The organism is Pontibacter harenae, assembly GCF_020907245.1.
Taxonomy (GTDB): domain Bacteria; phylum Bacteroidota; class Bacteroidia; order Cytophagales; family Hymenobacteraceae; genus Pontibacter; species Pontibacter harenae.
Genome location: NZ_JAJJWH010000001.1, coordinates 85,221 through 97,382, shown reverse-complemented (window position 1 = coordinate 97,382; position 12,162 = coordinate 85,221). Strand labels below are relative to the sequence as shown.

The following is a 12,162-nucleotide window of genomic DNA, read 5'->3' as shown; positions in this document are numbered from 1 at the left end:
GCTTTACAGATCGGGTTTGGAATAGGGCTCACACTGCAAGTATGGATTTATCTATCCTACAAAAGTATTGGGGAGGAGAAGAAGTATCTGAAGAATAAGCTAGGCGCTGTGCTTGGAGGTGTTCTGATAATTATTTACTTCGTTGTTAAAAAGTATTTTTTCACATCCTAGCCAATCACTACTGCTTAAAGCTGGTTCAGATACTAAAAAGAGGCCTATCTCAAAACGATAGGCCTCTTTTTAGTATCTGGAGTGTAGGTTGTAGAAAGGCATTGATTTAGCTACTGATCTGGCACAGAAATTGGTACGGCAGAAGTATAAGAGAAAACCTATACTCCTATGAAAAAGCTATTACTACTTCCGCTCCTGCTTGTGCTGCTGGTGTTGCCAGCAAGTTTACAGGCCTCTGTTATTACGTTTGCCACCCGCCACGGCGAGCCTTTTCAGGTGAGGCTGAACGGGGAAATTGTGAACCACAGAGCCACTAACTTTATCAGGATAGACCACCTGCGACCAGGGCAGCATTACGTGGAGTTTAAAGTGATGGGGCCACGTGGCGTGTATCGTATGGGAACTAACATTACTGCTGCGGTTGGTTATGAGCGCAACTTTGGCCTGCGTGTTACGGGCCGAAGAGGGAGAGTAGCTATAAACCTCTTGAGCCAGGTGCCACTGGTGCCGCCAGTTGTAGTGCCTGATCCAATGCCTGCACCCGTACCAGTGCCACTTCCGCCACGCTACCCCGACCAAGGGCCAATTAATCCTGAAAACCCATATCACAACCCAAACGACAGGTGCCGCAACCTGCTCACCAGCTATGATATGGACAGGCTGATTGAATCGATGAAGAGCAGAAGCTTTGAGAGCACCAGACTTTCCATTGCCCGTGAAGCGCTGCGCAATGCAAGCATTCTTTCCGAAGACCTGAAGTTTCTGCTAGACCAGTTCGAATATGAAAGCACACGCCTCGAGTACGCTAAGTTCGCCTATGATTATGTATGCGACAAAGAGCGCTTCTATTATGTATACGATGCCCTAAAGTTTGATATGAGCGTGCGCGAACTGGAGGAGTATACCAGAAGAAGATGATTCTAATGTGCTGATGTGCTAAATTTTTAATGTGCTAAAACAAGTAAGGCTTTAAATCAGCAAGGGCTTCTGTGTATCACAGAAGCCCTTGCTGATTTAGGTTCGTTAATTCAAACTACGTTTTGCTGACTGTCGTGTAAACTTACCCACCCCTAACCCCTCCCGAGAGGAGGTTTCGGGAAAGAGTATAAAATTCTCCTCCTTGTAGAGTTAGATAGGACTTCCCCTATTTAAATCTGATAACCCCGATAACATGCTTCAAGTTTTCAACTTGCGTAAGGGAAATTTCCAGCCAGCACTTCCACGAAAGTTGAAAACTTTCCCCATTTCAACCACAAGATGAAATCTTGCGGTAGTTTATTTTTTTCCTACAAGATCAGCCTTGGTGGGTTTACAGTGGGTTCACAGCAGAAGGTGCTATGTAAATGAAACTAAGTAAGGAGCCAAAATTAGTTTTACTTGAAGAAAAGTGTATCATGCTCTGTAATATACTGAACATCAGTACTGTCTTCAGTAAAAAGTCGTGTGTCTTGTGTCGTGATACTTGTGTCCCTTTACTTAGCACATCAGCAACCACCTAGCGTAATCGGTCTGCTGATCTTACCAGATCTTCGTCGCGTTTGATGAAGCGGTTGGCCAGCGCATTTAGCAACAGGGCAAGCAGTGGCATGTAAAAGCCAGCTTCGTAAGAGCCGTTGTCAGCTCCGGTTACCATTTCTGGCCCTACGTAAGCTGCGTAGTAAAAAGTAGTGCCTAGCAAAGCAGCCAGTATAATAGCGTTTAAGAGGCCAAGCTTCATTTGTGTAAGGCGGCTTTTGTATCTGAAAATCTCGACAGCGGCAATAACAGCGGCGGCAATCGCCAGCATGCCAATAGCAATGGTGCCTCGCTGTGGCAGGTTACCAGCAGTGCTAGGCTCTCCTTCAGCATCTAAAAAATAAGATTTTAAATTCCAGGCAGTAAGTACCGCCGTTTCGCCAGTAGTAGTATCGGTTTTAGACCACAGCGGCAGGAAAAGCATACACACCATCGCTATTACCAACAGGAACAGGAATACGGATTGAATTCTTTGTATCATAAGTAATTTTTCTAAATAGGATTTGCAAAATTAGCCAAAGACCTGTAAAACAAAAATCAATGATTTCTTCTGCCAGTTTTAGCTACGGCTCAGTGGTGTGGGGTTGGCTTTACTTTAGAAGGAAGTCTTATCTTTGCAGGCATGCGGTATTTTTTAGAAATAGCTTACGATGGCACCCGTTTTCATGGTTGGCAGGTGCAGCCAAATGCACTATCGGTGCAGGAGGTGCTGGACGATTGCCTGACCAAAGTGCTGCGCCAGCCTGTTAGTTCTACTGGCAGTGGCCGCACCGATACTGGAGTACACGCCAGCCAGCAATTTGTGCATTTCGATGTGGCGGAGGAGCTGGATACGGAGCAGGCGCTGTACCGCTTCAACCGCATTTTACCTGCCGATGTGGTGGCTAAGAACCTGTACTTAGTTCCTGACGAGGCACATGCCCGGTTTGATGCTTTTGCCCGCACCTATCACTATCACATCAGCTTAAATAAAAATCCTTTTAAACGCTACTACGCCTACTACCTGAGCCGCTCCGTAGATGTAGCCAAAATGAACGAGGCTGCTGCTGTACTCTTAAAGTATGACGACTTTACCACCTTCAGCAAAGTGAAAGGCGATACCAAGCACTACAACTGCAACATGTACGAAGCTGTTTGGCGGCAGGAGGGAGACGAACTGCAATTCACCATCAGAGCTAACCGCTTTCTGCGCGGTATGGTGCGGCTGGTGGTGGGCACACTACTGGATGTGGGCCGTGGTAAACTTACCGTAGCGCAGTTTGAGCAGGTAATTGCCAGCAAAGACCGCAGCAAAGCTAGTGGTGCTGCGCCTGCAGAAGGCTTGTACCTAGCCAAGGTGGAGTATCCAGAAGGATTGTTCTTGAAGTAAATTGTCTGCAGCATCAGCCTCATATTCTAAACCGATAAGCTTCCGTCGCTAAGTATAAAACCATTAACTTTGCAGTCGGTTAAGAGTATGTGCTCGTAAAGAGAAAATAGTGCTGTGGCGAGCGCTGCACTCTAACCGCTTTACAGTTTAGAAATAGCTTTGGAAGATAAACCTAAAAATACAGGACAGTTTTTTGATGCGGATATACTGCGACGGCTTTTTTCCTTCGTAAAGCCTCACATCAAGACTTTCTACTTTATTGTGTTCCTCACTTTTGCCTCGGCGGTGCTGGCTGCTATTCGGCCATTCCTGATTCAATACACAGTAGATAACGAGATTTTACAGAACGACTGGGAGGGCCTGAACAGGATGTTTGTGGTGCTGGCTGTGCTGCTGGTAATACATGCCATTGTGCAGTACCTGCATACCTATTTTGCCGGCTGGCTGGGGCAGCACGTGGTACGCGATATTCGCATCAAGCTGTACCGCCATATTTTGGACCTGCGCCTCAAGTTCTTCGACCGTACCCCGATTGGCACCCTCGTTACCCGAAACGTTTCTGATGTAGAAACCCTTTCAGATGTGTTTAGTGAGGGGCTGGCCGCTATGATCGGCGATATTCTGCAGCTTGTGTTTATAGTAGGCTTTATGTTCTACATCGATTGGGAGCTGACGCTGGTGAGCCTTTCTACATTCCCGCTCATGATCATCAGTACCTATATCTTTAAAGAAAAGATAAAAGATACTTTTCAGGAGGTGCGTACGGCGGTGGCAAGGCTAAACTCTTTTGTGCAGGAGCATATTACGGGTATGAGCATCGTGCAGATATTCAACAACGAGAAGCGCGAGATGGAGAAATTCCAGGCCATCAACAAAGAGCATACCCGCGCCAATATCCGTTCTGTGCTGTATTATTCTATTTATTTTCCTGTGGCTGAAATTATAGCGGCGGCTGGTTTAGGCTTGCTGGTGTGGTACGGTGCCCACGGCGTAATAGATAACGACACCTCGTTAGGCACGCTCATGGCGTTTATACTTTACATCCAGATGTTCTTTCGGCCCATACGGCAGATTGCCGACCGCTTTAATACACTACAGTTGGGGGTGGTAAGTACAGAACGCCTCATGCGCCTGCTCGATAGCCGTGAGATGATACCTGATAACGGCAACTATGCCCCCGAAAGAATAAAAGGCGAAATTAGCTTTAGGAACGTATGGTTTGCCTATAAGGAGGAGGATTGGGTGCTGCGCGATCTTTCTTTTGAAGTGAAGGCGGGCCAGACGGTGGCTTTTGTGGGAGCTACGGGTGCTGGCAAAACTTCGGTTATCAACCTGCTGAACCGTTTCTACGAGATTAATAAAGGAAACATTGTGATTGATGGGCACGACCTGAAGGAGTATGACCTGAGCGTGCTGCGCCACCATATTGGTGTGGTACTGCAGGATGTATTCTTATTCTCTGGAAGTATAGCCGACAACATCAGCCTCGGAAATAAGAACATAACCGAAGAGCAGATGTGGCATGCGGCAGATTTAGTTGGTGCCCGTAAGTTTATTGAGCGGTTGCCTGGCGGTCTGCATTATAATGTAATGGAGCGTGGGGCAACCCTATCGGTGGGGCAGCGACAGCTGATCTCTTTTGTGCGGGCCATGGTATATAACCCAGAGGTAATTATTCTGGATGAGGCCACCTCCAGCGTAGATTCCGAAACAGAGGAACTGATACAATACGCCATAGACCAACTGATGCACGGCCGTACCTCCATCGTAATTGCACACCGTCTGTCTACCATCCAGAAAGCAGATAAAATTATTGTGCTGGATAGGGGCGAGCTGAAAGAAATGGGTAACCACGAAGAGCTCCTGAAGCACGGTGGCTACTATGCCCAGCTTTACCAGATGCAGTATAAGAACATGATTGATTTATGAAAAAACTTTTCTACGTAGTGGCTGCCTTGGGCGTCCTGTTTCTAACATTTTATACGTACATCGGCGGTTTTACAGAGCCTGATGTAACAGTTGCCACTTCTGAGATAAGATATGTGGCAGGCCAACCCTTTTTAGGCTCTACAGATGACAGGGCTTTAGGTAAGGTTTTTCAGCGGGCGGCAGAAGTGCTGGATAAAAAGGAACTGGAGGGTATGCTGGGAAGCATCTATTACAACAACCCCGTAAAAAAAGGTGATACCATCAGTGCCTTCATAGGGGTTATCATTCCAGATACAACCGTTCAGTTGCCTGAAGGCTATGAGTTGAGAGTAGTGCCAGGAAACAGGAAGGTGCTAAGAGGGCAGGTAAAAGCGCATTATTCGCTGGCGCCAAGTAAGTTGTATAACGCCGTATTCGATTATGCCAAAGAAGAAAATATGGAATTAGAGCAGTTTTACCTGGAGTGGTTTCCGCAAGATGATGAAGCCATGCTAGAGGTGCCTGTAAAGCAGTAAGCTCGATAAGTGTTTAAGCTAAAAAAGCGCTAGCTCCTCGTAGAGGCGGCTAGCGCTTTTCTTTTTTCTTAGGTCTTAGACCAGGCTACTGCTCTTGTTGAGCTTTGTACTCATCTAGTTTTGCTTTCAAAGCGTCCACATCAGCATGATGGCCTTTTGCTACCTCAGCTGCGTCAAGCTCCACCAGCATATCTTTCATCTGTTGCAGGTAAGCAGTTTTATCTTTTTTCAGGCAGCCTTTGGCGCTGTCGTGGCAGTTGCCGTCTTCATCCATTGGCTTAAACATGCTGCCTTCGCCGTAAATCAGCCATTGTGAACTCAGGTCTGGGAAGTTCTTTATGATGGCAACCAGGTCATCCAGCAAGTAATTCTGCCCACAAATAATATTAGAAAGGGTTTGCTCGTCGCTGCCAGTTATGGATTTCAGCTGTTCCATTTCTAGCTCTTTCAGATTAGTGTAAAACCTAAACCTTTTGCCGATTTGCTGTAAGTCGATTGCCATACTGTTACGTTTTTAAGAATTTCTAGACTGCTATACGTACATATAACAGAATTTGTCCTAAAAAATTCCTGCCGATCGTTTTTAGCATGCCAGCAGAACCATATACCCTGTTAACAAAGCTTATAGCGTGGTGGAGTCCAAAAGACGACAAAGTTTTCCTTTCCTGAATAAATCTTCATATTAATGCGATACGCTTATTGGGACAAGATAATTATTGCGCCAGAATGTTGATGCTCAAAAAGGTCGTATGTCTTGATACGTGCTACCTGTGTCTGTTTAATCCAGATCCTCCGTCTGCAACTGCCGCTCGTAAAGCACTTTGTAAAGCCCCTCTACCTGTATCAGTTCCTCGTGGCTGCCATGTTGCACAATCTCACCGTCTTCCATCACCAGAATGCGATCTGCTAGTTTCACCGACGATACCCTATGCGATATGATGATAGAGGTGCGGTTATTCATAATGCGGCGCAGGCTGTTCAGAATCGCATTCTCTGTTTTGGTGTCTACAGCCGAAAGTGAATCATCAAGAATAAGAATGCTAGGCTCCCGTACCAGTGCCCGCGCAATAGACACACGCTGCTTCTGCCCACCCGATAAAGTGATGCCGCGTTCGCCCAGTTTAGTGTCGAACTGCTCTGGGAAACGGATGATGTTTTCATACACATCGGCATCTTTAGCAGACTGTATCATTTGCTCTTCGGTTATGCTAGGCAAACCAAAGCCAATGTTGTTGCGGATAGAATCGGAGAAAAGGAACACATCTTGCGGCACATAACCAATTTGGCTACGCAGGCTCTCTAGGTTGTATTCGCGCACATCAATGCCGTCAATCAGAATACGGCCGCTGCTGGCATCGTACATGCGAGGCAGCAGGTTGGCAATGGTGCTTTTGCCAGAGCCTGTATTGCCGATAACAGCCAAGGTCTCGCCATGGTTTATGCGGAACGAAACGCCTTTCAGTGCATGTATGTTAGTGTCGGGGTAAATGAAGTCTACATTCTCAAAAACAATGTCGCCAGCAATAGGCCTGCTGATGTTGCGGGTGGTAACAATTTCGGTTTTGGTGCGCAGAAACTCATTTATACGCTCTTGCGAGGCAGCAGCACGCTGCACCAAACTTGCTGTCCAGCCGAGGGCGGTAACTGGCCAGGTAAGCATATTTACGTAAATCAGGAACTCGGCAATGTTACCAGTTGTAATGCTGCCGTTCATCACTTCCTGCCCACCAATATACACGGTGATTATGGTGCTCAGGCCTACCATGAACAATATCAGCGGGAAGAAGAGGGAGTTTACAAAGTTTAGCTCCAACGATTTGTCTTTGTAGGTGTTGCTGGCGGTGGTAAAGTTGTTGTGCGAATCGTCTTCACGCACAAAAGATTTTAATACTCTTATACCCGAAAAAGCCTCCTGCACAAAGGTGGTTATGCCCGAAAGGCTGCGCTGTATCTCATCAGATTTACGCTGTATAATATTGTTTACATAATAAATGCTGATGGCCAGTATCGGTAGCGGAATCAAAGTATACAGTGTCAGCTTCACGTTTACCGACAGCATGTACGGAATAACCATCAGGAACAGGATGATGAGGTTAAGGCCGTACATAATGGCTGGACCCAAGTACATGCGCACACGGCTCACATCCTCTGATATGCGCGACATCAGGTCGCCTGTATTGTTCTTGCGGTAAAAGCTTAGTGGCAGGCTTTGGTAGTGCTCGTAAATCTCGTTCTTCAGGTCGTTCTCTATGAGTCGGCTCATCACAATAATGGTTTGGCGCACAAAAAACAGGAACAGGCCGCGGAGCAGTGCCAGGGCCAGAATAACCACACCGTATATCAGAATACTTTTTGCAAAAATCTCATATACTGCTTCTTGCTGCCCCGATCCTTCGTACAAACCATGTAGGCTAATGCCTTCCCTGATCAGGTTGAAAGCATGCCGCACGATTTGGGCAGGCAGAATTTGGAAGAAGTTAGAGATAATGGTGAACAGCAAACCCAGAATGAGTCTGTATTTATATTTAAGGAGGTACTTATTTAGGTGTTTTAATGATTTCACAGTTTGATCTTAAAGCCTTTGAGCTTTTACGTGGAGTTACAAAGGACAAATTGAAATAATAAAAAAAAGAGCTAATTTTGCGGTCAAATCAGGAGACATACTTTCTTCCTTACGCTCTACAAATATAAGCTAACACTTAATCATTTAATAAATGGCTGAATTAAAAGAAGAGGAAGTACAGCGGGAGAAGTCAGTTTTTGCCCAAATTTCAGAGTACAATCACGAGAAAGTGGTGTTCTGCCATGATAAAGATACTGGCTTAAAAGCAATCATCGCCATTCATAATACAGTATTAGGCCCTGCGTTGGGTGGCACGCGTATGTGGCAATATGCGTCTGAGGCAGAAGCGCTTGAAGATGTGCTGAAGCTTTCCAGAAGCATGACCTATAAGGCGGCTATTTCTGGCCTGAACCTGGGCGGTGGCAAAGCCGTGATTATCGGTGATGCAAAAAAAGATAAAAACGAGGCGCTGCTTCGTAAGTTCGGTCGTTTTATCAAAAACCTGAACGGAGCTTACATCACTGCCGAAGACGTTGGCATGACAACCAAAGATATGGAGTTTATCCGTATGGAGACGGAGCACGTGTCAGGGTTGCCAGAGTCTATGGGCGGCGGTGGCGATCCTTCTCCTGTAGTGGCTTACGGCACTTATATGGGAATGAAAGCCGCAGCAAAAAAAGTTTACGGCTCTGATTCTTTAGAAGGAAGAACGATTTCGGTGCAAGGTGTAGGCAACGTAGGAGGCTATTTGGTAGAGCTGCTGGCAAAGGAGAAAGCGCACGTATACATTGCCGATATTTATGAAGACCGCTTGAAAGAGGTGTCTTCTAAGTATAAAGCGAAAATAGTGGGCATGGATGAGGTGTATGACCTGAATGTAGATATTCATGCGCCGTGTGCACTTGGTGGCACCATAAACGATGATACAGTTAACAGGCTAAAATGCCAGATAATTGCAGGTAGTGCCAACAACCAGCTGCGCGACGAGGATGTGCATGGGGCAGCCCTGCAGGAACGCGATATAGTTTATGCGCCAGATTTCCTGATAAATGCAGGCGGTTTGATAAATGTTTATTCTGAGCTGGTGGGTTACAACCGCGAAAGAGCTTATGCGCAAACAGAGCGCATCTATAGCTACACGCTGGAAATTCTTAACCTGGCCGAAAAAGAAGGCATTAGTACGCATTTGGCAGCAAAACAGCTTGCTGAGAAACGCATTGAAAGTATGGCGAAAGTTCGCTCTACATTCTAAGATAAATATAAGGTAAAAGTGCTGCATTAACCTGTAGCACTTTGCTGTAGATAGATTGATAAGTACACGGAACTATAAGCGCATAGCTTACATTTCCTTTATAGTTTTTAAGGTGCTGATGTTTAGCCTTGGGGCTTCATCTTATTTTATCTTTGCCAGCGAGCAGCTTCATGTTCTGAAGATTATGCTTAGCGGTGTGAAAGATGACGTTAAAATATGCTTGCGGATAGCATCAGCCAAACAAATACAACATTAACAAAACACGCTCTTTAAAATAAGATTATGCTCAACCGCAGAACACTACGAATCAAGGCAATGCAAGCGATCTATGCCTACAAGCAGGCCGAAGGTTCTGACTATCTGCTGGCCCTAGACCAGATAAGTGAAGAATTTGCACCCAACCTCAACTCTATGGAGGTGCAGGATAAGAAGTTGCTCGAAGGCAAAAAACAAATGGCTCAGCTTCATTTTAAAGAATGGTTCGAAACAAGCCAGATGGAAAGTGAAGAGACGGACCAGGAAATTATCAGTGCGGTAAACAGAGCCGTTGTATACTACAAAAACCTTCTCAGCAAAGACAAGAAGTACTATGGTAACCAGATGCTGAATGCTGTAGAGCGCATTTACGACCACTACCTGAGCACCTTGCAAATACTGGAAGTGCTGGTGAACCTGATAGCGGAAGAGGAAGAGAAGAAAGAAAAGCGTTTTACAGTAGCCAAAGGTCCTGATGTAAAGCGTTTCACAAACAACAGCGTTGTGCAGCGCCTGTTGCAAAACAAGTCTTACCAGCAGCACATTATTCGCAGAAATATTAGCTGGGGCTCTGATATAAGCGAAATTCGCTCTATCTATAAAAACGTTCTGAAGCAGGATGAAGTGTTTTTGAACTACCTGAGCTTGTCTGCTCCCACTCTGGAAGAGGACCTGGTAGTGGTGCAACATATTTTCAAAAACATTATCTTTAAAGAAAAAAACTTACAATCTTTGTTTGAAGAGCAGGATCTGAATTGGGTAGAAAACAAATCCATTGTAAAGAGCCTGGCAAACAAAACGATTAAAATCTTTGGCGAAGAAGCCGAAGAAGACCAGGTGTTGCTCGACCTTTCTGCCAACTGGGAAGAGGATAGGGCATTCTTTGAAGAGCTTTATAAGCAAACTCTCGAAGACGATGAGCGTTACGAAGAACTGATTTCTTCTAGCGTGAAAAACTGGGATGTGGAGCGTGTGGCCCTGCTCGATAAAATTATACTCAAAATGGCCCTTTGTGAGATGCAGATTTTCAGAAGCATCCCTGTAAAGGTAACCATCAACGAGTACATCGAAATTTCTAAACTGTATAGCACACCAAAGAGTAAACAGTTTATAAATGGTGTATTAGACAAAATGGCACAAGAGCTTACTACTAAAGGAGAGATCAGGAAGTCTGGTCGCGGACTGATAGACAATAAGTAGGCGGGCATACTATATGCCTTATATGCCGTAGAACTAACTATAAAAAATGATTCCGAAAGAATAGAACACAAAACTATGGGTAAGAAAACAACCGCTTTGGTTGCCTTTGTGTCAGGCACCGCTGTGGGTGCCGTTGCTGGCATCTTATTTGCTCCTGAAAAAGGAAGAGAGACACGTTCATGGTTTAGCTACAGACTAGAGAAATACAGGGATTCACTTTCCGATTTGCTGGAGCAATTGATGGCAGATCGTGAAAAGTTGCCTACTAGTGCTAAATCAGAAGGACAGCGAGTTATACAGGATGCCAAAAACAAAGCAGAGCAACTGCTTGGCGATGTAGATTCGCTTATAAAGGAAATAAACAGTAGGAAAGAACTATAAGCATGAGACAAGTAACTCTTATTCCTGGCGATGGAATTGGCCCAGAAATTACCGAAGCTGTTAAGGCGATCTTTAGCGCGGCAAATGTGCCTTTGACCTGGGAAGAAGAAAACGCTGGGCAAACTACCTTTGATGCAGTAGGCGAACTTATACCAGAGTCCCTTAATGCTTCTTTAAACAAGAACAAGGTTGCCCTAAAAGGCCCTATTACTACACCCGTAGGAAAAGGCTTCAAAAGTGTAAATGTGCAGTTGCGCCAAATGTTTGACCTTTACTCGAACGTGCGCCCTGCGAAAACAACAAAAGGTGTAAACACCCGCTTCGATAATGTGAACCTGGTGCTGTTCCGCGAGAACACCGAAGGTTTGTATGCAGGCCTTGAGACGTTTGATGAGCGCCTACAGATATCAGATTCTATTGCACGTGTTACACGCACAGGCAGCGAGAAAATTATACGTGCTGCTTTTGAGTATGCCAACAGACATGGCTGCAAAAAAATAACTGTAGCCCACAAAGCCAACATACTTAAAAGTGCAGGAGCCCTGTTTTTAGGTGTTGCTGCCGAGATTGCGAAAGATTATCCAAACATTCAGATGGAGGATAAGATTATCGACAACATGTGTATGCAGTTGGTGGCTAAGCCAGAGCAGTTTGATGTGGTAGTGACGACTAACTTGTTTGGTGATATTCTGTCTGATCTTTGTGCTGGACTGGTTGGTGGACTTGGCGTAGTAGCTGGAGCCAATATTGGCGATAACATGGCCATTTTTGAGGCTGTACACGGCTCTGCCCCTGATATTGCTGGCAAAGGAATTGCCAACCCTACAGCTTTGTTGCGCTCTGCTATTATGATGCTGCACCACTTAGATTTGAAAGAGGAGGCAAACCGTATAGAAACAGCGCTGGAAGCGACGTTGGCTAATAAAGAAGAATGCACAGGCGATTTGGGTGGACGTGCCAGCACCACGGAGTTCGCTCAGAACATCATCGCTAAACTATAAGTAAGCTTAAA

At 45.5% G+C, this 12,162-nt stretch carries 11 protein-coding genes; 8 read left to right on the top strand and 3 right to left on the bottom strand.

Annotated elements, in window-relative coordinates; genetic code table 11:
• The first annotated feature begins 339 nt into the window (after positions 1-339).
• On the top strand, positions 340-1,089 hold the full coding sequence (locus tag LN893_RS00420; RefSeq protein WP_229967159.1) for a proline and serine-rich protein 1 family protein: 750 nt from the start codon (positions 340-342) through the stop codon (positions 1,087-1,089).
• A 577-nt stretch (positions 1,090-1,666) separates the two neighbouring features.
• On the opposite strand, the gene LN893_RS00415 is transcribed toward LN893_RS00420, so the two are convergent.
• Positions 1,667-2,167 carry a DUF4293 domain-containing protein gene (locus LN893_RS00415; protein ID WP_229967157.1) on the bottom strand — a complete coding sequence of 167 codons (501 nt, stop codon included), beginning with the start codon at positions 2,165-2,167 and terminating at the stop codon, positions 1,667-1,669.
• A 141-nt stretch (positions 2,168-2,308) separates the two neighbouring features.
• Here LN893_RS00415 and truA point away from each other — a divergent pair, with 141 nt between their 5' ends.
• From truA to LN893_RS00400, 3 genes are all read left to right on the top strand, one after another.
• Complete coding sequence (truA, locus tag LN893_RS00410; RefSeq protein ID WP_229967155.1) at positions 2,309-3,055, top strand: tRNA pseudouridine(38-40) synthase TruA; 747 nt, start codon at positions 2,309-2,311, stop codon at positions 3,053-3,055.
• A gap of 159 nt (positions 3,056-3,214) precedes the next feature.
• Positions 3,215-4,984, top strand: a complete 1,770-nt coding sequence (locus LN893_RS00405) for an ABC transporter ATP-binding protein (protein WP_229967153.1) — start codon at positions 3,215-3,217, stop codon at positions 4,982-4,984.
• The gene (locus tag LN893_RS00400; protein WP_229967151.1) at positions 4,981-5,499 is read left to right on the top strand and encodes a hypothetical protein; all 519 of its coding nucleotides are present in this window, start codon (positions 4,981-4,983) and stop codon (positions 5,497-5,499) included. The genes LN893_RS00405 and LN893_RS00400 overlap by 4 nt, the downstream gene beginning before the upstream one ends.
• 85 nt (positions 5,500-5,584) lie before the next feature.
• Here LN893_RS00400 and LN893_RS00395 read toward each other — a convergent pair whose 3' ends face one another.
• Together LN893_RS00395 and LN893_RS00390 are read right to left on the bottom strand one after the other, a co-directional pair.
• Positions 5,585-6,001: a hypothetical protein gene (locus tag LN893_RS00395; protein ID WP_229967149.1), complete on the bottom strand. Its 417-nt coding sequence runs from the start codon at positions 5,999-6,001 to the stop codon at positions 5,585-5,587.
• Between the two features lie 276 nt (positions 6,002-6,277).
• The gene (locus LN893_RS00390) at positions 6,278-8,062 is read right to left on the bottom strand and encodes an ABC transporter ATP-binding protein (RefSeq protein ID WP_229967147.1); all 1,785 of its coding nucleotides are present in this window, start codon (positions 8,060-8,062) and stop codon (positions 6,278-6,280) included.
• A 151-nt stretch (positions 8,063-8,213) separates the two neighbouring features.
• Between LN893_RS00390 and LN893_RS00385 the strand changes: the two genes are divergently transcribed.
• From LN893_RS00385 to LN893_RS00370, 4 genes are all read left to right on the top strand, one after another.
• Positions 8,214-9,314: a Glu/Leu/Phe/Val family dehydrogenase gene (locus tag LN893_RS00385; protein ID WP_229967145.1), complete on the top strand. Its 1,101-nt coding sequence runs from the start codon at positions 8,214-8,216 to the stop codon at positions 9,312-9,314.
• 282 nt (positions 9,315-9,596) lie between these two features.
• Positions 9,597-10,769 carry a transcription antitermination factor NusB gene (gene nusB / locus LN893_RS00380; RefSeq protein WP_229967143.1) on the top strand — a complete coding sequence of 391 codons (1,173 nt, stop codon included), beginning with the start codon at positions 9,597-9,599 and terminating at the stop codon, positions 10,767-10,769.
• A 75-nt stretch (positions 10,770-10,844) separates the two neighbouring features.
• Positions 10,845-11,150 (top strand): YtxH domain-containing protein, encoded by a 306-nt coding sequence (locus LN893_RS00375; protein ID WP_229967141.1) that lies wholly within the window; start codon positions 10,845-10,847, stop codon positions 11,148-11,150.
• A 2-nt stretch (positions 11,151-11,152) separates the two neighbouring features.
• Positions 11,153-12,151: an isocitrate/isopropylmalate dehydrogenase family protein gene (locus LN893_RS00370; protein WP_229967139.1), complete on the top strand. Its 999-nt coding sequence runs from the start codon at positions 11,153-11,155 to the stop codon at positions 12,149-12,151.
• Positions 12,152-12,162: the final 11 nt, after the last annotated feature.

Bases quoted from the DNA above. Each gene is read 5' to 3' on its own strand.
- LN893_RS00420 (WP_229967159.1), top strand. From the start codon at position 340: ATGAAAAAGCTATTACTACTTCCGCTCCTGCTTGTGCTGCTGGTGTTG.
- LN893_RS00415 (WP_229967157.1), bottom strand. From the start codon at position 2,167: ATGATACAAAGAATTCAATCCGTATTCCTGTTCCTGTTGGTAATAGCG.
- truA (WP_229967155.1), top strand. From the start codon at position 2,309: ATGCGGTATTTTTTAGAAATAGCTTACGATGGCACCCGTTTTCATGGT.
- LN893_RS00400 (WP_229967151.1), top strand. From the start codon at position 4,981: ATGAAAAAACTTTTCTACGTAGTGGCTGCCTTGGGCGTCCTGTTTCTA.
- LN893_RS00395 (WP_229967149.1), bottom strand. From the start codon at position 6,001: ATGGCAATCGACTTACAGCAAATCGGCAAAAGGTTTAGGTTTTACACT.
- LN893_RS00385 (WP_229967145.1), top strand. From the start codon at position 8,214: ATGGCTGAATTAAAAGAAGAGGAAGTACAGCGGGAGAAGTCAGTTTTT.
- nusB (WP_229967143.1), top strand. From the start codon at position 9,597: ATGCTCAACCGCAGAACACTACGAATCAAGGCAATGCAAGCGATCTAT.
- LN893_RS00375 (WP_229967141.1), top strand. From the start codon at position 10,845: ATGGGTAAGAAAACAACCGCTTTGGTTGCCTTTGTGTCAGGCACCGCT.
- LN893_RS00370 (WP_229967139.1), top strand. From the start codon at position 11,153: ATGAGACAAGTAACTCTTATTCCTGGCGATGGAATTGGCCCAGAAATT.